The organism is Mycobacterium sp. EPa45, assembly GCF_001021385.1.
Classification (GTDB): Bacteria; Actinomycetota; Actinomycetes; order Mycobacteriales; family Mycobacteriaceae; genus Mycobacterium.
The window spans coordinates 2,178,266-2,197,417 of sequence record NZ_CP011773.1 but is presented as its reverse complement, the minus strand read 5'-3'; the positions used below and the strand labels follow the sequence as shown (position 1 = coordinate 2,197,417).

The window sequence follows — 19,152 nt, the reverse complement described above, 5'->3', positions numbered from 1 at the left end:
GTGCGGTCTACTTGTGCCGTGGACGTCACCGTCGTCGGCAGTGGTCCCAACGGGATGGCCGCTGCCGTCATCTGCGCGCGAGCCGGTTTGAAGGTGCGCGTCATCGAGGGCCAGCCGACGTTCGGCGGTGGTGCCCGCACCGCCGCCGACCCGGAGTACGGCGACATCCGTCACGACGTCTGCTCGGCGGTGCACCCGCTGGCATTGGCGTCGCCGTTCTTCGCCGAGTACAACCTCGCCGCCCGCGGAGTCCGGCTCGTGGTGCCGGAGATTTCGTACGCCAACCCGCTGCCGAACCATCCCGCCGCGATCGCCTACCACTCGCTGGAACGCACCTGCGCCGAGCTCGGCGACGGCAACTCCTGGCGCCGGTTGTTCGGACCGCTCGCCGAGCATCCGGACGGTGTCGTCGGTTTCTTTCTCGGCGACAAGCGTTCATTGCCGCCCGATCTGATCACCACTGTGCGGTCCGGCCTTCGGGTGCTCGCGCAGGGCAGCCCGGCCTGGGGAGTGCTGCGCGGCGACGATGCCCGGGCGTTGTTCACCGGTGTTGGCGCGCACGCCATTTCGACGATGCCATCGCCGGTGAACAGTGGCGCGGGCATCATGCTCGGGACACTGGCGCACACCGCCGGCTGGCCGGTGCCGATCGGTGGCAGCCAGGCGATCGTCGATGCCATGCTCACCGATCTGCGGGCCCACGGTGGCGAGCTCGTCGTCGGCGAACCGGTGACGTCACCTCCCCCCGGCGTGGTCATCTACGACACGGCACCGACCGCGCTGCTCGACATCTACGGATCCCGGATGCCGGACAGGTATGCAAAGTCGTTGCGGCGCTATCGTTTCGGACCCGGCGTCTGCAAGGTGGACTTCGTGCTGTCCGGTGACATTCCGTGGCGCGACGACCGCTTGGCGGCCTCCCCCACCGTGCACATGGGCGGGTCCCGGGCGCAGATGGCGCTGTGCGAGAAAGAGATCGCGTCGGGCCGCCACGCCGAGTGGCCGATGACACTGGCCTCGCTGCCGCATCTGTCCGATCCGTCGCGCATCGACTCCGCGGGACGGCGACCGTTGTGGACCTACGCCCACGTCCCCGCGAACTCGACCGAGGACGTGACCGACACCATCGTCGGGCTGTTCGAGAAAGCCGCACCGGGGTTCCGGGATCTGGTGCTGGCGTCGCACTGCACGACCGCGGCGCAGATGTCGGCTCACAACGCCAACTATGTGGGCGGAGACATTATCGTCGGCGGGGCAACATTGTTCGCCGCGATGGTCGGCCCCACGCTGCGCTGGAATCCGTGGACCACACCGATTCCGAAGGCATATCTCTGTTCCTCGGCGACCCCGCCGGGCACCGGCGTGCACGGCATGTCCGGTTACTACGCCGCGCGCACCGTGCTCAAGCGCGAATTCGGCCTGCCGCTGCCGTCGCTGGTGCCGGAGGTCGACGATTCGTCACGACACCTGGGTGAACAGCCGCGCGGCGGCTGATACGGAAGTCCTTACTGTTGTAAGTTCGGGAATCGGCCCACCCGACTCGGACTTCTTCCTCGCTCGCGTGGTGTATTACGTGTACGCCGACGGCACGGACCCGTTGTTGATCGCCAACCCGCGGTTCCTCCAGGTGAGCGCGAGTGTGTCCGCCGTCGTGTTCGGCACGTTCTATGTGCTGTTCGTTTACGCCTTCGTCCGGGGCCGCGAATGGATCCGGAAACCGTCGTTCATCTACACCGGGATGGTCGTGCAGACCACGTTCACCGTGGTGATGGTCGGAGTCGCCGGGGACGCGAGCCTTTTCCAGGCGGTCTGCGGGACGGCCTACGACTACACATTCACCAATGTGCCCAAGGCGCTGGCCTACAACCTCCCGTACATCGTCGTGCCGATCCTGCTCACCGCACGGATGTGGGGAGCCCATCCGTTCACGCGACCCCTAGACACGACTTCGGCGCGCTAACCGCCGCTGAGCGACAGTTAGCGCGCCGAAAAGCCGAGAGAAACTACGCCGTTTCGGTGATGGGCCGATCGACCCAGCTCATCAGGTCGCGCAGCTTCTTGCCGGTGACCTCGATCGGGTGCTCGGCGTTCTTCTTGCGTAGCTCCTCGAGCTCCTTGTTGCCGCCCTCGACATTGGCGACCAATCGCTTGACGAAGCTGCCGTCCTGAATGTCGGAGAGGATGCCGCGCATCCGCTCCTTGGTGTCGGCATCGATGACGCGCGGGCCGGAGATGTAGCCGCCGAACTCCGCAGTGTCCGAGACCGAGTAGTTCATCCGCGCGATGCCGCCCTCGTACATCAGGTCGACGATCAGCTTGAGTTCGTGCAACACCTCGAAGTAGGCCAGCTCGGGGGCGTAGCCCGCCTCCACCATGACGTCGAAGCCGGTCTTGACGAGTTCCTCTGTGCCACCGCACAACACGGCCTGCTCACCGAACAGGTCGGTCTCGGTCTCGTCCTTGAAAGTAGTCTTGATGACGCCGGCACGGGTACCGCCGATGCCCTTCGCGTACGACAGCGCCAGTGCCTGGCCCTCACCCGTCGGGTCCTGCTCGATGGCGATCAGGCAGGGCACGCCCTTGCCGTCGACGAATTGGCGGCGCACCAGGTGGCCGGGTCCCTTGGGGGCGACCATGCCGATGGTGACGTTGGCCGGCGGCTTGATCAGCCCGAAGTGGATGTTCAGTCCGTGCCCGAAGAACAGCGCGTTGCCGGCTTCGAGGTTGGGCTCGATGTCGTTGCGGAAGATCTCGGCCTGCGCGGTATCGGGGGCAAGCAGCATGATGACGTCGGCCCACTTGGCGACCTCGGCGGGAGTGTCCACCTCGAGGCCCTGCTCGGTGACCTTGTCGCGGGACTTGGAGCCCTCCTTGAGGCCGACCTTCACCTGCACGCCGGAGTCGCGCAGGCTCAGCGAGTGAGCGTGGCCCTGGCTGCCGTAACCGATCACACCAACCTTGCGGCCCTGGATGATCGACAGGTCGGCGTCATCGTCGTAGAACATCTCGATGGAATTTGAAGCCACGGTGGCCTTTACCTTTCTTTGGTTTCTTCGGTGGGGTCTTTACTTGGTGGTCGTCATCCCGCGCGGACCGCGCGACAGTGACACCACGCCGGATTGCACGATCTCGCGAACGCCATAGGGCTCGAGCACCCGCAGCAGCGCCTCGATCTTCTCCTGTGTGCCGGTCGCCTCGATGGTCAGCGACTCGGTGGACACGTCGATCACCTTGGCGCGGAACAGGTTCACCGCTTCGATCACCTGGCTCCGGGTACCGGCATCGGCGCGGATCTTGATCAGCGCGAGTTCACGGGCCACCGAATGCTCGGCGTCCTGCTCAACGATCTTGATGACGTTGATCAGCTTGTTGAGCTGCTTGGTGATCTGCTCGAGCGGCGTCTCCTCCGCGGTGACCACGATCGTCATCCGCGACATGTTCTTCTGCTCGGTGGCACCGACCGCCAGCGACTCGATGTTGAAACCACGCCGAGAGAACAGCGCAGCCACGCGGGCCAGGACACCGGGTTTGTCTTCGACCAGCACCGAAAGGGTGTGGGTGACCGTGTTTCCCGCCATCAGGCCCGTCCCTCCTCGTTGTCGTCGAACAGCGGGCGGATGTTGCGCGCCGCCATGATCTCGTCGTTGCCGCAGCCCGCGGCCACCATCGGCCACACCTGGGCGTCGGCGCCGACGATGAAGTCGATCACCACCGGACGGTCGTTGATGGCCCGCGCCTGGTTGATCACGTCGACAACGTCTTCCTCACGCTCACAACGCAATCCGACGCAGCCGAGAGCTTCGGCCAGCTTGAGAAAGTCCGGAATGCGGCGGCTGTGGGTGCCCAGATCCGTTTGGCTGTACCGCTCTTCGTAGAACAGCGTCTGCCATTGACGCACCATGCCCAGGTTGCCGTTGTTGATCAGCGCGACCTTGATCGGCACGCCTTCGACCGCGCAGGTGGCCAGCTCCTGATTCGTCATCTGGAAGCAACCGTCACCGTCGATCGCCCACACCTCGGCCTCCGGCCGCGCCATCTTGGCGCCCATGGCCGCCGGGACGGCGTAACCCATGGTGCCCAGACCACCGGAATTCAGCCAGGTACGCGGGTTTTCATAGGAGATGAACTGCGCCGCCCACATCTGGTGCTGGCCGACGCCGGCGACGTAGATGGCGTCCGGTCCGGCGATCTTGCCCAATTGGGAGATCACGTATTCCGGGCTCAAGCTGCCGTCGTGCTGCGGGTCGTAGCTCAGCGGGTAGGTGGCCTGGATCTCGTTGAGGTACTCCCACCAGTTGTCCTGATTCTCCCGCGGCGCGGCACCGAGTTTCCGTAGCGCCTCGATCAGATCCCTGATCGCCAGCTTCACGTCACCCACGATCGGCACGTCGGCGTTGCGGTTCTTGCCGATCTCGGCCGGGTCGATGTCGACGTGGATCACCTTCGCCTCGGGCGCAAAGGAATCCAGCTTGCCGGTGACCCGGTCGTCGAACCGCGCACCGAGGGCGATCAGCAAATCACTCTTCTGCAGGGCGGCCACCGCGGCAACCGTGCCGTGCATGCCCGGCATGCCCAGGTTCTGCGGGTGGCTGTCCGGGAATGCGCCGCGGGCCATCAGCGTGGTGACCACCGGGATTCCGGTCATCTCGGCCAGCGTCCGCAACTCGTCCGTGGCGTCCCCGCGGATCACGCCGCCGCCGACGTACAGGACCGGCTTGCGCGCCGCGGCGATCAGCTTGGCGGCCTCCCGGATCTGCCGGCTGTGCGGCTTGGTGTTGGGCTTGTAACCCGGCAGATCGATCTGCGGCGGCCACGAGAAGGTGCACGGCCCCTGCAGGATGTCCTTGGGAATGTCCACCAAGACCGCGCCGGGACGGCCACTCTCAGCGATGTGGAATGCCTCGGCGATCACCCGCGGTATGTCGTCGCCGTTGCGCACCAGGAAATTGTGCTTGGTGATCGGCATCGTGATGCCGGAAATGTCGGCTTCCTGAAAGGCATCGGTACCGATCAGGGTGCGACCGACCTGGCCGGTGATCGCGACCACCGGGATGGAGTCCATCTGCGCGTCGGCCAGTGGGGTGACCAGGTTGGTGGCACCGGGGCCCGACGTGGCCATCATGACGCCGACCTTGCCGGTGGCGTGGGCGTAGCCGCTGGCGGCGTGGCCGGCACCCTGCTCGTGGCGGACCAGCACGTGGCGCAGCTTCTGGGAGTCGTAGAGCGGGTCATAGACCGGCAGCACCGCGCCGCCGGGGATCCCGAAGATGGTGTCGACGCCGATCTCCTCCAGCGAGCGGACCACCGCCTGGGCGCCGGTGAGCTGCTGCGGGGCGACGCGCTTGGCCGCAGTGGTGCCGTTCTTACCGGCGGAATGGGCTGCGCCCGGGCTGCCGGCGGTGGCCGACGGCTCGGGTGGTCGCGTGGTGGGTGCGCTCACGATGTCGTCCTTTTCGATCCTGTTCGTTTCTTCGGGCAAGAAAAAACCCCCGTCAGCTCGGCGGCTGATCGAGGGTTGCGCGCTGGTGCGTGTGGCTATGCCCGTGTCGGGGCAAGCGCGGCACCAACGCGCTGGCCAATTACTACGAGCATTCCGCCGGTCTTCATAACCTGCGACGGTAGCCTCCGCACTGGTCAAGCGTCAAATCCCGATGCGGTCCGGCGAGGCGGGCCCCCAGATGGTGGGATGATGGCAGTTATGCCCTCCCGTCGTGCACCTGACGAATCGACCACCAAACCCGTGGTGATCCGGATGTCGCCGATGGCGCATTTCGCGTCCGGGTTCCTCGCACTGGGGCTGCTCGTGATGATCACCGTGTTCCCCACCTGGGGTGCGGCGTCCATGGTGCTGCCGGTTCTGGCGTCGGTGGCGATCGTGCGTCTGCGCACGGTGGCCGACCGCAACACACTGACGGCCCGCACGCTGTTGGGCAGCCGCACGGTCGGCTGGGATGAGGTCGACGGTCTGCGCTTCGACCGCACGTCGTGGGCGCGCGCGCATCTGCGGGATGGTTCGGACATGCTGCTGCCCGCGGTGACATTCACGACGCTGCCGTTGCTGGCCGAGGCCAGCGGCGGACGGGTTCCGAACCCGTACGAGTAGTTAGGCGAGTGGGTTGTTGCCGTGCAGCAGAATCCACGCCGCGATGCCGCCACCGATACCGAGCAGCAATGCGATGAACGAGCCGATGAACGGCCGTCTGGCCCAGCCACGTCCGCCGTCGAATCCGTAGCGGCCGGGACCGACCAGGATCACCGCCGAGAGCGCGGCGATCAGCACCAGCAGGTACTCGATGCCGTCGGGTCCGAAAACCGCGAGGTAGCCGTCCTGGCGTTGCGCCGAGACGATCGTCAGCAGGCTGTTCACCAGGTACGCGATCCCGCCGGCGGCAGCGATCGGCGTGAACAGACCGAGCACCAGCAGGACACCCACCAGGATCTGGGCGCCGGCGCCGACATAGGTCAGCAAGCTGGCGTGCTGATACCCGGCATCGGCGAGCGCGGTCTTGAACCCGTCCAGGCCCTGCCCGCCCCACCAGCCGAACGCCTTCTGAAGTCCGTGGCCGATGAACGCCGCGCCGATCACGACGCGCAGCAGCAACAGGCCGAGATCCTGGGTGCCGCGGCGACCCGCGGCCTTCGCGCGTTCCTCGGCATCGATGGGTTCGATCTCCATCGGCGTGGCCTGCGAGGGCGTCGGATCCGGATGCGGCTGCACGTACGGCAACGGCTCAGGGTCGTGCAGCAGGCCGTAACCGGTTGACGCCGAACCCGGCATTCCCGAGGTGTAGTGCGGGATCGTCGTGGTCTCGAAATCGCCACCGTAAGTGGCCGAGGGCAGATCATCCTCCGGGTCGACCAGCTTGGCGGACGCCGGTCGGGCCGAGGAGTCGTCGGGGCGCTGCCAGTGCGGATCGGGGCCTTGACTCGTCACGGAAGTCAGAGTAAGTGCAGTTCGCCGCAAATCGGGGATTTGAGCGGCGCTTCTAGCGGGCAATATTGCCTGGAATTAGCGTCGCGACCGGGCCGTCGTGGCGAACATCGGCGCCATATCCGTAATCTGGCGGGCATGCAGGTACGCCGGTCGGTTCGCGTAGTGCTGGCCGGGCTCTGTGCAGCGACGGTCGTGGCGGGGTCCTCGGCGGGTTGCGCGAAGTTCAACAACGACATTTCGCAGCCCTTCACCACGGCGCCGGAGCTGGCACCAGGACCGTCCTCGACACCACCGCCCCCGCCTCCCCTGCCACCCAAGCCTTTCCCCAAAGCCTGCCCCGCGCCCGGCGTGATGCAGGGCTGCTTGGAGAGCACCAGCGGTCTGATCATGGGCCCCGACAGCAAGACGGCCATCGTGGCCGAACGCACGACCGGCGCCGTCAAGGACGTGTCGGTGAGCGCCGAGCCGAAGGTCCGCACGGTCATCCCGGTCGACCCGAGCGGAGACGGCGGCCTGATGGACATCGTGCTCTCGCCCACCTACAGCCAGGACCGACTGATGTACGCCTACATCAGTACGCCGAGCGACAACGAAGTGATCCGGGTGGCGGACGGCGACATCCCCAAGCCGATCTTGACCGGGATTCCCAAGGGCGCCGCCGGCAACAGTGGTTCGCTGATCTTCACCAGCCCGACGACACTGGTCGTCCAGACCGGCGACGCGGGTAACCCGGCCCTGGCCGCGGATCCGAAGTCGTTGGCAGGCAAGGTAGTCCGACTCGAGCAGCCGACAACGGTGCGCCCCGCGCCGCCTACCACCGCGCTGTCGGGGATGGGCCCGGCCGGCGGTATGTGCATCGACCCGACCGACAAGTCGCTCTACATCACCGACCGCTCGCCGGCCGGTGACCGCCTGCAGCGCATCGCACCGGACGCCAAGACGACGACGGTGTGGACGTGGCCGGATCGTCCCGGCGTCGCGGGCTGCGCGGCGCTGGACGGCACGATCCTGGTGAACCTGGTGAACGCCAAGCAGACGGTGGCGGTGCGCCTGGCCAAGGGCACGGGCTCGGTGACCGGCGAGCCCGAGGTGGTACGCCAGGACACCCACGGCCACGCCTGGGCGCTGCAGGTCGCTCCGGACGGAAACATCTGGGGCGCAACGATCAACCGCACCGCCGGCGATGCCGAGAAGCTCGACGACGTGGTCTTCCCGCTATTCCCGCAGGGCGGCGGCTTCCCCCGCAGCAACGCCGACAACACCTGACCTATCTACCAAACGGGTCTCCTATCGCCGGTCGTTGCTCACCGACAACCGCAGGTGGCGGCCCTGTCAGCCGGCCAATTTCTGGTAGCGTCTACCAAATATTGGGTCAGCTGGGTACCGGAGTCAGCTTGGAGGAGTCGTGGGTCGGTCGCGCATGACGCCGAAGCTGGGCACCGGCAATGCCTACGACGACGGCACCCGTCGCACGGAGATCCTCCAGACTGCGGCCTCGATCATCGCGACGTCCGGGCTGCGGACCTCGCTGCAGGAAATCGCTGACGCCGCAGGCATTCTCCCCGGCAGTCTCTATCACCATTTCGACTCCAAAGAAGCGATCCTCGTCGAGCTGCTCCTCCGCTACCACGAGGACCTGGACCGAATCGCCAACGAGGCGCAGGGCCGGCTCAACGACCCGGAGTTCCGGCCGGCGTTCAACCAGATCGCCGACCTGTGCAGGGCAATCGCGCACTGCTCGGTCACCCATCGCGCCGCCTTGCAGATGTCGTTCTACGAGGGACCGAGTTCGAACCACGAGCTGACCACCCTGGCGGCGCGCCGCCCCACTGCCCTGCTGCAGTCGATGCTGGAAACCCTTCGGGCGGCGCGCTGGAGCGGCTACCTGCGGTCAGATGTCGACTTGGCCGTTCTCGCGGAGCGCATCGTGCAGACGATGCTGCAGATCGGGCTCGACGTCATCCGCGGCAACGCCGGTCCGGACAAATCAGCAGTCCTGCTGTGCCACATCCTTCTCGAGGGCCTGGCCACCGGCTTCCCCACCGACGAACAACTGGACTCATCCGCGGCATTCAGGGCCGCCGACGCCGTCGTGCGGTCCTGGACCGATGACGCCGACGCCGAATCCGGCGACAAAGCTGCCCACGTACGCGCCATCGCCAGAGCTGAATTCGGCAAGAAGGGCTACGAAGTCACGACGGTGCGTGACATCGCATCGGCCGCGGGAATGGGCACCGGCACCGTGTACCGGTTGATCGGATCGAAAGACCAGCTGCTGGCGGCGATCATGCAGTCGTTCGGCGAGAAGGTCGCCATGGGCTGGTCCGAGGTGCTCGCGGCGGAGTCCTCGATCGTGGAGAAGCTGGATGCGCTCAGCTGGATCAACACCAACGCAATGGACCGCTTCGCCGACGAGTTCCGGATCCAGCTGGCGTGGATGCGGCAGTCTCCGCCGGACACGCCCAATCCCGGATGGCTGTTCACCAAGCGGGTACGTCAGATGAAAACCCTGCTGTCCGAAGGCATCCAGTCCGGCGAGATCAGCATCGACAGTCCATCGAATGATCTGTTGGCACGCGCGGTCATCGGTGTCGGCTGGATTCCTGAAAGCATCTTGCGGCAGGTGGGCACCCGCGCGTCGCTGCTGTGCGTCCGCGACACAATGCTGCGCGGCGTCGTCGTCAAACGACCCTAGCTACTGAGGGTCGAACAGCACCGGCAACGACGTCGGAGAACGGAAGACCTGGCCGCGGATGTGGGGGTCGTCGCCGTCGGGGTCCATCCGCAGGTTGGGCAGACGGTCCAGGAGCAGGTTCACGGCGGTGCGCATCTCGAGTCGCGCCAGATGCATCCCGAGGCACACGTGCACGCCGTACCCCCAGCCGAGGTTGCTGCGCGGCTCGCGGAAGATGTCGAACTCGTCCGGGTCCGGAAAGCGGTCCTCCTGCCGGTTCGCCGCACCCAGCATCGGCATCACCGACGCCCCGGCGGGAATCGGCACACCGCCCAATTCGGTGTCCCGGGTGGCGACCCGGGTGATGGTCAGCAGCGGCGGATTCCACCGCACGCCTTCCTCGATCGCCTGCGGGAGCAGCGAGCGATCGTTGCGCACCGCCTCCAACTGCGCGGGATCCGACAACAGTGCGAACAGCAGATTGCCCAGCGACCGGTACGTGGTTTCCACGCCGGCGGGAAGCAGCAGCCGCAGGAACGAGAAGATCTCCTCGTCCTCGAGCTTCTCGCCGTCGATCTCCGCGGCGGCCAGCAGACTGATCAGGTCGTCGCGGGGCTCGATCCGCCGGGCCGCCAGGATCGGCTTGAAGTACTCGACCAATGCCGCCGAAGCGGCCAGGCCGCGTTCGGGATTCATGATCCAGCTCAACAGCGAGATCGACCAGCGCTGGAACTGCGGGTAGTCCTCCTCCGGTAACCCCAACAATCCCGCGATGATCCGGCTCGGATAGGCGAAGGTGAACTCCTTCACCAAGTCGGCCTTACCGTTGGCGGCGAAGGAGTCGATCAGCTCGTTGCCCACCCGCGCAACCAGTTCGTCCTGCCAACGCGCAAGTGACTTCTGCGAGAAAGCTTTCGAGATGAGCGCCCGCAACCGGCCGTGCACTGGTTCATCCATGCCGAGCATCACGCGCTCGCCCAGAACCGGCCCGAAGGCGGCGATGACGCCCGACGACGAGAACGTCTCGTTGTCACGCAACATCTGCTGCGCCTCCTCGAACCGGTACACGATGAAAACGGGTAGACCGGCCTCTCCCGGCATGGCGGAACCTTCGATGCGCTGTACCGGCTCCTCTCGGCGCAACCGGGCCAGTTCCGGGAACGGGTCGCGCACATTGCCGGACACGACGTCGTCGAACGAGCCGAAGTCGTCGAGGTCATCGAAAAGTTGTTCCATTACTGCTCCTTGAGATTCGTGATCAGTCAGTCGGTTGCTGCGGTGGCTGTTTGGCAGTGGAACGTGTGGCCGCCATCGCGACGATGCGTTGCATCACCGGCTGCGGAATGACTTTCATGCCGAGCACCATCGCTTTCTGGGCCGCGGTCAGGGGGTACGCGCCGTTGCGCATCGAACCTTGCCTGGGGATGCCCAGCACGATCCGCGACATCTGGTGCATCGCTGCAGGCGGCAGAACTCTGTTGGCCACCAACAACATCGACGCATCCGGGCCGACCCCATGGCGGCGGAACGGGCCACGGTCGGCCAGCGCTTTGACCAACCCGTCGGCGAACCGCTCCGGCGACCTGGCCAGTTTCATGGCGAAGCGGCCACGGGTGTTCATCGTCTGGTGAAGCCGCGCGTAGGGGCCACCGAAGTCACGGTCGTCCGTGGTGCCGGCGTCGGTGATGATCTCGGTGTCGTAGGTTCCGGTGATCAGAACTGTCACTCCGAGACCGAAGGGTGCGATCTCGGATGCCAACGATTCGCCCCAGCGTTCCATGGCGCCCTTGCTCGCCGAGTACGGCGCGGTGGCAGGCTGCCCGCGCACCCCGGCCGAGCTACATACCAGAACGATCCGGCCCTCCCCCGCGGCCCGCATCGACGGCAGCAGCGCGTTGGTCAACGCCACCGGACCGACCACGTGGGTGGCGAACATCCGTTGCCACAGCTCGACGTCTGTCTCCTCGGCCATCCCGGCCGAGGAGATGCCTGCGTTGTGCACGAGGGCGTACGGCGCTCCGACACGTTCCTCGATTGACTTGGCGGCGTTGGCAACCGAGTCCAGGTCCATCAGGTCGAGGGCCACCCCGATGAGACGATCGTCGTCCTCGGCTGCACCGGTCGCTTCGCGGAGCAGCGGCATGCCGCGGTCCGGAGTCCGCATAGCGGCCACTACCTGCCAACCCTCTCGGTACAGCCGCACCGCCGAGGCGAACCCCAAACCGCGTGCCGCGCCGGTGATGACGACCGTGCGTCCGTTAGCCATTCGCGGCACCGGGTGCGCAGGTGCCTTCGCCAGGCGGTGGCGGCGTCACGTCGGGGCGACCGTCCGGCAGACCTTGCTGCCACGTCGACCACTTGCCGACCGAGAACGGTCCTTGCGCACCGGCCTTCTCGTAGTTGCCCTGCGGGTCGTACACCTTGGCCTCCGGATACGGCCACGGGCAAGCCACCGAGGTGGCGGCGCCGCTGGCCTTGATCACCCAGAACCAGCCGCCATAAACGAAGTACGACACGTTGATGATCGCGAACATCACGAGGAAGGTGCCCAGTACCGGCTTGGTCGGGAAGAGCTTGGCTTTCGCTGCGAGTTTCTCCGCCACCGACTTCCCGGTGTCATCGCGGTAGACGAGGATGGCCGCCGGGATCATCACGAACGTCACCGACAGCGACTCCCAGAGCAGCGGGAACTGGAACGTGCTGCCGGGGAACAGAGTTCCGAACGGTATCGCCTGAGCGTAGATGTAGAGGCCGGTGCGGACCAGGCTGATCTCCAGGATGGCATCGAAGATGAACCCGATGACCAGTACCAACCCACCGAGGCTGATCAGCGGATGCCGGGTGACGAAGGATTCCGGGCCGTACTTGGCCTGCAGCTTGCGCAGAATCCAGATCGCCGGGAAGTACGGACCGAAGTAGAACGTCACGTAGCCGAATACGATGAACGGTTCGACCGTCGGCGACATCATGATCAGGTACCAGGATTCCGGCCAGTGCAACAACATCGGGTTGTACACCGCATACGGCGACCAGTTCATGATCGGGTCCTGCCACACGATGAGCGTCGTGCAGAGCACCATCAGCAATACGGGGCTGCCCGGATTCTTGCGCCAGCCCCGGATGAACACGATGGTGAGCGCCGCGACCATGATCGCGGCGCCGATCTGCGGCACCAGCTGCCAGTGATCCCACCCGGTGAGGAACTCGACCGGACGGGGCCGCCCCTCGACGTTCGGGTTGGCCACCCGAGGATCGACGTCGGTGCGGCCGACGGCGACGAACAGCCCGAGGAAGGCCAGCCAGGCGACCAGCGAGATCACCCGCCCCCAGTTGGGGCCGGAGCGCTTCGACTCGGTGGGTAACGGTGCCGGGGCGGATTCCTGCGTTGTCATCGAGTCAGCCTTCCTCTCCAAAGCGATCGACCAGATGCGAATTGACGCCGTCGGCGTCGAGCCTGCGCGCCACCAGATATCCGGCCCCCATCCACGCCCGTCGCGTCCATTTGCCCAGCGACACACGGGTTCCCGGGGCGCCGGACGCGGCGGGCATCATCTTCACGCGCTCCAACGCCTCTTTGACTCCGCGCGGGCTGAGCGGGTGTGAGTCCGCGAACGCGCGCACCAGCGTGGCGGCCACGTCGTGGTTGACCACCGTCACGCAGTACTCGGGCCGGCTGCCGTCGTAGCGCTCGGCGTAGCGGTCGAGCCACGCCTGCCCGATCGGATTGCCCTCGTCGTACTGGTCGACGCCGACCCAGCCCATGAACGCGTTCCACATGATCGGATTGACCCAGGCGTTCTGGAAGGCGGTCGTGGTGAACCGCGGCGGATCCCAGTTGAGCGCGTCCAGCACCGGATTGACGAAGACGATGCCGAAGCCGAAGCCCAAGTGCACGATCGCCTCTGCTTTGGCCTCGTGCAGCGAGCGGACTGCGTCGTCGATGTCCTGCGCGGTCTGGGCGATGGCCGCCTCGGCGACGATCCGAATGCCCTTGTGCCGGCAGGCACTTCGCAGGTTCTTCAGATAGCTTTCGCCGATCAGGCTCTGTTCGACCAGCACACCGATCTGGCTCAATCCGCGCTTTGCGATCAAGTCGGCGAGGAAGATCGGCTCGTCGGTCATCGAGCCCTGCGGAAACGAGAACGTCCACTCGCCGAGCCAGTCGTCGGTGCCGGTCACGCTGATCGCGGGAACTCTGAAGCGTTCCTCGATCGCCTCACGCAGCGGCACGCAGTTGTCGGTGATGTTCGGACCGAACACCACCAGAGCGCCCTCGTCGACGAGTTCGCCGTAGGCGTCGATCACGGCCTTGACGCTGCCTTTGGGCAACCCCTCGACCTCTTTGTAGATCATCTGTACCGGCCGGTCGATGAGGCCGTCGGCCATGGCCTCCTCGAAGACCAGGTCGAAGCACCGGGTGAACGACGACAGGAGCTCTTCGGGAAAGCCGGGCGGCAGCGTGAAGTCCATCAGATAGCCGACTTTGATCGGCTCAGCGCTGCTCTCGTAAGACATTCGATCTCCTGGGTCGTCTAGTGGGGTGCACAGAGGTAGACGTCGATCATCTCGGCGAGTCCGCGGAAGACGGCCGCATCGTCGGTCAGCGGACCTGCGATCGCCGCGAGCGCCGCCTCGCGCATCGACAAGCCCTCGGCGGTCAGCCGGCCCGCCGCGATCAACACACGCGTCGAGGCCACCTCGCGAAGTCCGCCGGTCTCCAGCCGGCGCACCGCCTGGCCGAAGCGCACCAGTTCGGCGGCCACCGCGGGGTCGATGCCCGCCTCGTGCGCCACGATGCCTTCCTCGATTTCGGCTGCGGGGAAACCGAACTCGATGGCCACCATGCGCTGACGGGTGGAGTCCTTGAGGTCCTTCAACACACTCTGGTAACCGGGGTTGTACGAGACGACCAGGCCGAAGCCGGGCGCGGCATCCAACGTCACACCGAGCCGCTCGATCGGCAGTTGGCGGCGGTAGTCGGCCAGCGGGTGCAGGACCACAGTCGTGTCCTGGCGGGCCTCGACGACCTCGTCGAGGTAACAGATCGAGCCTTCGCGGACCGCTCGGGTCAGCGGCCCGTCGACCCAGACGGTCTCGTCGCCTCGCAGCAGGTAGCGGCCGACCAGGTCTGCGGTGGTCAGGTCGTCGTGGCACGCCACGGTGATCAGCGGGCGGCCCAGATCGTGGGCCATCGCCTCGACGAACCGGGTCTTGCCACAGCCGGTGGGTCCCTTGAGTACCAGCGAAAGACCTTGTCGGTAAGCCGCCTTGAAGACGGCTTCTTCGTTTCCGACGGCCCGGTAGTAGGGACGCTCCCCAACGGGAAGGTAGGTAGCCCCGTTCTGGTGCTCGAGCTCGCCCGGGAGCTGTGGCATGACTATCTTTCCCTTCCCCGCATCGCTGCGGTGATTGACACCCTATCGCGGAACAGATGTTTGTTTCAAGCGCGGGTTGCCGACACGCGGCGGCGGACTTCAGCGGCCCGGACTGCCGATCGGAACAGCGGCCCGATGACGCCCGTGAGCTGCTCAGGACGGCCCACGACCGCATATGCGGCGGTACCGAAGACATTGCGGAGGTCGGCGGAATCGACGCTCGCGCCGACGGTCAGGCACACACAGCCGGTGCCGCGCCTGCGCGCCTCGGTCAACGCTCGGCGTGCGTCGGCCGCGCCGTAGCCGCGCTCGTAGCCGTGGTCGTAGGCAAGGCCGTCCGACAAGACGACGAGGAGTCGCCGCGACGTGCCGCCGCGCTCCTCCAGCACCCTGGTTCCGTGCCGGATGGCGGCCCCGAGGCGCGAGTAGGCAACCGGTTGCACACTGTTGAGTTTGCGCAATACCTGGCTGTCCAGATGATCATCCATGCGCTTGATCGGCATGACGTTCACGGCCGTCCGGCCCTGTGAGTTGTACGCGTACAGCGCGACGCGATCGCCGAGGTCGTTCAGCGCAACCACGAGATTGGCGGCGGCGATCCGCTGCTGTTCGTGGACCGTCTTGCCGACGGTGCCGGCCTCGGCCGACGATCCCGACACATCGAGCAGCACCAGCACCGACAGGTCCCGACGTCGGCGCAGACTGTCCAGGTAGACCGATTCATCCGGCACCGAGCCGGCCCGCACCTCCACCCGGGCGCTCACGGCGGCGTCGATGTCGATGTCGTCGCCCTGTGGCTGTCGGTGCCGACGGTGCAGGCCCATCCCCAGGCGTGCCAGCGGCCGGCGAAATGCGATGGCGTCGTCGATGACGGCCGACGCTGCCGGCTCGACCAGTGGTTCGACCTCGCGTACGGTGCACCAGTCCGGGCGGTATCGTCGCTGGTTGACGTCCCATTCCGGGTATGTCACGCCGCCGGCTTTGGCGTCGGTCCCGTCCTCGATACCCGCTGAGGCGGTCGACGAGACTGCGCTGGCACCACGAGTGGCCGCGTTGGTGCGGTGCGTCGGTGAGTCCGCACCCGGTGGGCCGCCGCCCGAACTGCCCGCACGGGTGGATGACAGCATCTTCTTGAGCCACTTCCCGATGAACCCGCCGCCACCGACCGGACTGCTGAACAGATCGGGATCGTTTCCGTCCGTCGGCATTTCACCGTCGTCGAGCTCTTCCAATTCGGCTTTGCCGTTGCGTCGCGGGATGTGACCGACAGTGTCGTGATCGGTGACTGTGCCCCTGCGTCCGATCATCTCGAGCACCCGCTTCGGCCGGATCTCGCCGAATTGTGCGGGCGCTGCAGGGATCGGCGTCGGGCTCTTCGCGATCGCCAATGACTCTGCCGCCGAGTGGCTGCGACGCGCCACATCGGCATCTGCCAACGACGCCAGCATCCCGGGCAGCACGTCGGCATTGGCCAGCAGCGCGCGATGCCCCTCGACAGCCAGGTACCGAGCCGCCACCCGGCCCTTCCGACTCAGGGCTCTGACGATGTCGGGATCCAGACTGCCCGCCGCGATCAGGGACGCTTGAAGGGCGATCGCCTCGACGGTTGCGCGGTGCGTCGCAGCGGGATCGACGTAGATGTTCTGCCCGTCGGTCCATGCCGGTGACCCCGGCTCCGCGGGCACGACGACCACCGGGTGCCCGGCCAGCGCCGAGGCGACCACGGCAAGGCGGGCAAGCCGCTCGTCGTCGTCGACCATCGAGCACCTCCACCCTCGCCGACCCGCGCCAGAATTTGTTGACCAAATATCTGTTCCACCGTAGAGTTCGGCCATGCGGCAGTCAACTGACCGCGTTGCGGTGTCGGGGGTCGCGGTTATCTGAACCGAAATGACAAGGGTGACGACATGGTCGATTTCACGGACCAATCGGTGATCGTGACAGGAGCCGGGCGTGGGCTCGGCCGGTTGTATGCACTCGACCTGGCCAAGCGCGGCGCGGCCGTCGTTGTCAACGACATCGGGTCGACCATGCGCGGGGACGGCGTGGACGCCGCCGTCGCAGACTCGGTGGTGGACGAGATCACCGCCGCCGGCGGGCGCGCGGTCGCCTCGCACGACTCGGTCGACACCGCGGAGGGCGGAGCGGCGATCGTCGAGACGGCGGTCGATGCGTTCGGCCGCCTCGATGCGGTGATCAGCAACGCGGGCATCTTCGGCAGCGTCGCCTTCGAAGATCTCTCGCACGACGACTGGACCCGGATGCTGCGCGTGCACCTCGACGGCGGCTTCCACCTGTCCCAGCCCGCCTACCGGGCCATGAAGACGGGTGGCGGCGGCCGGTTCGTGTTCATCTCCTCCTCGGCAGGTGTCTTCGGCCAGCCGATGGAGGCACACTATGCGGCGGCCAAGGCGGGCCTGATCGGCTTGACGAATGTCATTGCGATCGAAGGCGAAGCGCACGGCATCCAGGCCAATGCGGTACTGCCAACCGGCTTCTCGCGGATGGTGACCGAGACCGTCGGGGACGAGAAATTCCTCGCCGAATCCGGCTTCATGCGCGCCATCCGGCCCGAACTGGTGGTTCCACTCGTGGTGTACCTGGCGAGTGCGGCCTGCACGTTCAGCCATCGCAACTACTCGGCGTGCGCAGGGCGCTTCGCCCGTGCATTCATCGGGCTCAGTGAGGGCTGGCTCGCCGATGCCGACACCGAGCCGTCCGCCGAAGACATTGCCGCACATCTTGACCAGATATCCGCCACCGAGAAGTTCATCGTGCCGACCTCGATCGTCGATGAAGTCCTGGAGGTCTGCGATCGCCTCGGTGTGAGCCCCATGCCGGGCGGCGCCGACGTCGAATTCCCCGAGCCGCAACGGAGCTGAGCATGGATATGAACGATATGGTCCTGATTTCCGTCGACGACCACATGGTCGAGCCGCCGGATATGTTCGACAAGCACATCCCCGCCAAGTACTCCGACGACGTCCCGAAACTGATCCAGCGCGCCGACGGTACCGATGCCTGGGTCTTCGAGGGCCAGGAGGCCACCAACGTCGGGCTCAACGCGGTAGCCGGTCGCCCACCCGACGAGTACGGGGCCGAACCGACCAAGCTCAGTGAGATTCGCGAGGGCTGCTACAACATTCACGAACGCATCCGCGATATGAACGCCAACGGTGTCGCCGCGGCATTGAACTTTCCGTCCTACCCGCAGTTCTGTGGCCAGTACTTTGCCCGGGCGAAGGACAAGGAACTCGGGCTGGCGGTGTTGCGCGCCTATAACGACTGGCACATCGACGAGTGGTGCGGCACCTATCCGGGGCGGATGATTCCACAAGCGCTGCCGCCGATTTGGGATCCGCAGCTGATGGCCGACGAAGTGCGCCGGGTCGCCAAGAAGGGCTGCCATGCGGTCTCCTTCTCGGAGAACCCGACCAAGATCGACTACCCGTCGCTGCACGACCCGCACTGGGATCCGTTCTGGCAGGCCTGCAGCGATGAGAACACCGTGGTGAACCTGCACATCGGGTCGTCGTCATCGGTGGTGATCACGTCGATCGACGCACCGGTGGACACCATGATCACGTTGCAGCCGATGAGCATCGTGCAAGCCGCGGCCGACCTGATCTGGTCACCGATGCTCCGTCGATTCCCCGATCTCACGTTCGCGCTCTCGGAGGGTGGGATCGGCTGGGTGCCCTACTTTTTGGAACGGATCGACCGGGTGTACAAAATGCACCGCGCCTGGACCCATCAGGACTTCGGCGACAAGCTACCCAGCGAGGTGTTCCTGGATCGAGTCGCGCTGTGCTTCATCGACGACGAGTTCGGTGTGGCGAGTCGCGACAAGCTCAACCTCGACATGGTCACCTGGGAATGCGACTACCCCCACTCGGATTCGACCTGGCCCTTGGCACCCGAAACGCTGGCGATCTACCTCGACGGCGTCAGCGATGACGAAACCAACCGAATCACCCACGAGAATGCGATGCGGCTGTACTCGTTCGACATGTTCTCTCACATCCCCAAGGAACAACTCACCGTGGGGGCACTGCGAGCCCAGGCCACCGACGTCGACCTCGGCTTCCGGTCGTCGGAACGGTTGCGCAAGACCGGCACCGACACCGTCACGGTCCTCGACCTTGCCGCCAAGCTCCCGACGTAACGCC

The 19,152-nt window shown here is 66.0% G+C and carries 17 protein-coding genes; 7 read left to right on the top strand and 10 right to left on the bottom strand.

The genetic code is table 11. The annotated features are described in order from the left end of the window. Positions 1-18 precede the first annotated feature (18 nt). Together AB431_RS10410 and AB431_RS30800 are read left to right on the top strand one after the other, a co-directional pair. Positions 19-1,494, top strand: a complete 1,476-nt coding sequence (locus AB431_RS10410; RefSeq protein ID WP_082135623.1) for an NAD(P)/FAD-dependent oxidoreductase — start codon at positions 19-21, stop codon at positions 1,492-1,494. A 67-nt stretch (positions 1,495-1,561) separates the two neighbouring features. Then, the gene (locus AB431_RS30800; protein WP_052960252.1) at positions 1,562-1,960 is read left to right on the top strand and encodes an emopamil-binding family protein; all 399 of its coding nucleotides are present in this window, start codon (positions 1,562-1,564) and stop codon (positions 1,958-1,960) included. A 43-nt stretch (positions 1,961-2,003) separates the two neighbouring features. On the opposite strand, the gene ilvC is transcribed toward AB431_RS30800, so the two are convergent. The 3 genes from ilvC to AB431_RS10390 are packed head-to-tail and all read right to left on the bottom strand — an operon-like array spanning position 2,004 to position 5,440. Next, positions 2,004-3,005 carry a ketol-acid reductoisomerase gene (ilvC, locus tag AB431_RS10400; protein ID WP_047329850.1) on the bottom strand — a complete coding sequence of 334 codons (1,002 nt, stop codon included), beginning with the start codon at positions 3,003-3,005 and terminating at the stop codon, positions 2,004-2,006. Positions 3,006-3,065: 60 nt separating this feature from the next. Continuing rightward, on the bottom strand, positions 3,066-3,578 hold the full coding sequence (gene ilvN, locus AB431_RS10395) for an acetolactate synthase small subunit (protein WP_047329849.1): 513 nt from the start codon (positions 3,576-3,578) through the stop codon (positions 3,066-3,068). Next, positions 3,578-5,440 carry an acetolactate synthase large subunit gene (locus AB431_RS10390; RefSeq protein ID WP_047333289.1) on the bottom strand — a complete coding sequence of 621 codons (1,863 nt, stop codon included), beginning with the start codon at positions 5,438-5,440 and terminating at the stop codon, positions 3,578-3,580. The genes ilvN and AB431_RS10390 overlap by 1 nt, the downstream gene beginning before the upstream one ends. A gap of 258 nt (positions 5,441-5,698) precedes the next feature. On the opposite strand from AB431_RS10390, the gene AB431_RS10385 reads away from it, so the two are divergent. Beyond that, complete coding sequence (locus AB431_RS10385; RefSeq protein ID WP_047329848.1) at positions 5,699-6,103, top strand: PH domain-containing protein; 405 nt, start codon at positions 5,699-5,701, stop codon at positions 6,101-6,103. Here AB431_RS10385 and AB431_RS10380 read toward each other — a convergent pair whose 3' ends face one another. Next, positions 6,104-6,934, bottom strand: coding sequence for a DoxX family protein (locus AB431_RS10380; protein ID WP_047329847.1), 831 nt, complete (start codon positions 6,932-6,934; stop codon positions 6,104-6,106). It lies immediately after the preceding gene. Positions 6,935-7,069: 135 nt separating this feature from the next. Between AB431_RS10380 and AB431_RS10375 the strand changes: the two genes are divergently transcribed. Both AB431_RS10375 and AB431_RS10370 read left to right on the top strand, forming a co-directional pair. Beyond that, a complete protein-coding gene (locus AB431_RS10375; protein ID WP_047329846.1) occupies positions 7,070-8,200 on the top strand; it encodes a sorbosone dehydrogenase family protein in 1,131 nt (376 codons plus the stop codon). 154 nt (positions 8,201-8,354) lie between these two features. Beyond that, the gene (locus tag AB431_RS10370; RefSeq protein WP_047329845.1) at positions 8,355-9,629 is read left to right on the top strand and encodes a TetR/AcrR family transcriptional regulator; all 1,275 of its coding nucleotides are present in this window, start codon (positions 8,355-8,357) and stop codon (positions 9,627-9,629) included. Here the strand turns inward: AB431_RS10370 and AB431_RS10365 are convergent, their stop codons facing one another. From AB431_RS10365 to AB431_RS10340, 6 genes are all read right to left on the bottom strand, one after another. Further along, on the bottom strand, positions 9,630-10,844 hold the full coding sequence (locus tag AB431_RS10365) for a cytochrome P450 (protein WP_047329844.1): 1,215 nt from the start codon (positions 10,842-10,844) through the stop codon (positions 9,630-9,632). 22 nt (positions 10,845-10,866) lie between these two features. Beyond that, positions 10,867-11,874, bottom strand: coding sequence for an SDR family oxidoreductase (locus tag AB431_RS10360; RefSeq protein WP_047329843.1), 1,008 nt, complete (start codon positions 11,872-11,874; stop codon positions 10,867-10,869). After that, complete coding sequence (locus AB431_RS10355; protein WP_047329842.1) at positions 11,867-13,000, bottom strand: spirocyclase AveC family protein; 1,134 nt, start codon at positions 12,998-13,000, stop codon at positions 11,867-11,869. The genes AB431_RS10360 and AB431_RS10355 overlap by 8 nt, the downstream gene beginning before the upstream one ends. Before the next feature lie 4 nt (positions 13,001-13,004). After that, entirely contained in the window at positions 13,005-14,123 is a 1,119-nt protein-coding gene (locus tag AB431_RS10350) for an ABC transporter substrate-binding protein (protein WP_047329841.1), read from the bottom strand. A 17-nt stretch (positions 14,124-14,140) separates the two neighbouring features. Next, positions 14,141-14,983 carry a CbbQ/NirQ/NorQ/GpvN family protein gene (locus AB431_RS10345; RefSeq protein WP_047329840.1) on the bottom strand — a complete coding sequence of 281 codons (843 nt, stop codon included), beginning with the start codon at positions 14,981-14,983 and terminating at the stop codon, positions 14,141-14,143. Positions 14,984-15,048: 65 nt separating this feature from the next. Beyond that, entirely contained in the window at positions 15,049-16,743 is a 1,695-nt protein-coding gene (locus tag AB431_RS10340; RefSeq protein WP_047329839.1) for a nitric oxide reductase activation protein NorD, read from the bottom strand. A 147-nt stretch (positions 16,744-16,890) separates the two neighbouring features. On the opposite strand from AB431_RS10340, the gene AB431_RS10335 reads away from it, so the two are divergent. Beyond that, entirely contained in the window at positions 16,891-17,865 is a 975-nt protein-coding gene (locus tag AB431_RS10335) for an SDR family NAD(P)-dependent oxidoreductase (protein ID WP_047329838.1), read from the top strand. 2 nt (positions 17,866-17,867) lie between these two features. After that, complete coding sequence (locus AB431_RS10330; RefSeq protein ID WP_047329837.1) at positions 17,868-19,148, top strand: amidohydrolase family protein; 1,281 nt, start codon at positions 17,868-17,870, stop codon at positions 19,146-19,148. The last annotated feature ends 4 nt before the right edge of the window (positions 19,149-19,152 follow it).

What these genes read in the sequence shown, in the direction of transcription:
- ilvC (WP_047329850.1), bottom strand. Translation starts at nt 3,005, where the DNA reads ATGTTCTACGACGATGACGCCGACCTGTCGATCATCCAGGGCCGCAAG.
- ilvN (WP_047329849.1), bottom strand. Translation starts at nt 3,578, where the DNA reads ATGGCGGGAAACACGGTCACCCACACCCTTTCGGTGCTGGTCGAAGAC.
- AB431_RS10385 (WP_047329848.1), top strand. Translation starts at nt 5,699, where the DNA reads ATGCCCTCCCGTCGTGCACCTGACGAATCGACCACCAAACCCGTGGTG.
- AB431_RS10375 (WP_047329846.1), top strand. Translation starts at nt 7,070, where the DNA reads ATGCAGGTACGCCGGTCGGTTCGCGTAGTGCTGGCCGGGCTCTGTGCA.
- AB431_RS10370 (WP_047329845.1), top strand. Translation starts at nt 8,355, where the DNA reads ATGACGCCGAAGCTGGGCACCGGCAATGCCTACGACGACGGCACCCGT.
- AB431_RS10365 (WP_047329844.1), bottom strand. Translation starts at nt 10,844, where the DNA reads ATGGAACAACTTTTCGATGACCTCGACGACTTCGGCTCGTTCGACGAC.
- AB431_RS10360 (WP_047329843.1), bottom strand. Translation starts at nt 11,874, where the DNA reads ATGGCTAACGGACGCACGGTCGTCATCACCGGCGCGGCACGCGGTTTG.
- AB431_RS10355 (WP_047329842.1), bottom strand. Translation starts at nt 13,000, where the DNA reads ATGACAACGCAGGAATCCGCCCCGGCACCGTTACCCACCGAGTCGAAG.
- AB431_RS10350 (WP_047329841.1), bottom strand. Translation starts at nt 14,123, where the DNA reads ATGTCTTACGAGAGCAGCGCTGAGCCGATCAAAGTCGGCTATCTGATG.
- AB431_RS10345 (WP_047329840.1), bottom strand. Translation starts at nt 14,983, where the DNA reads ATGCCACAGCTCCCGGGCGAGCTCGAGCACCAGAACGGGGCTACCTAC.
- AB431_RS10340 (WP_047329839.1), bottom strand. Translation starts at nt 16,743, where the DNA reads ATGGTCGACGACGACGAGCGGCTTGCCCGCCTTGCCGTGGTCGCCTCG.
- AB431_RS10335 (WP_047329838.1), top strand. Translation starts at nt 16,891, where the DNA reads ATGGTCGATTTCACGGACCAATCGGTGATCGTGACAGGAGCCGGGCGT.
- AB431_RS10330 (WP_047329837.1), top strand. Translation starts at nt 17,868, where the DNA reads ATGGATATGAACGATATGGTCCTGATTTCCGTCGACGACCACATGGTC.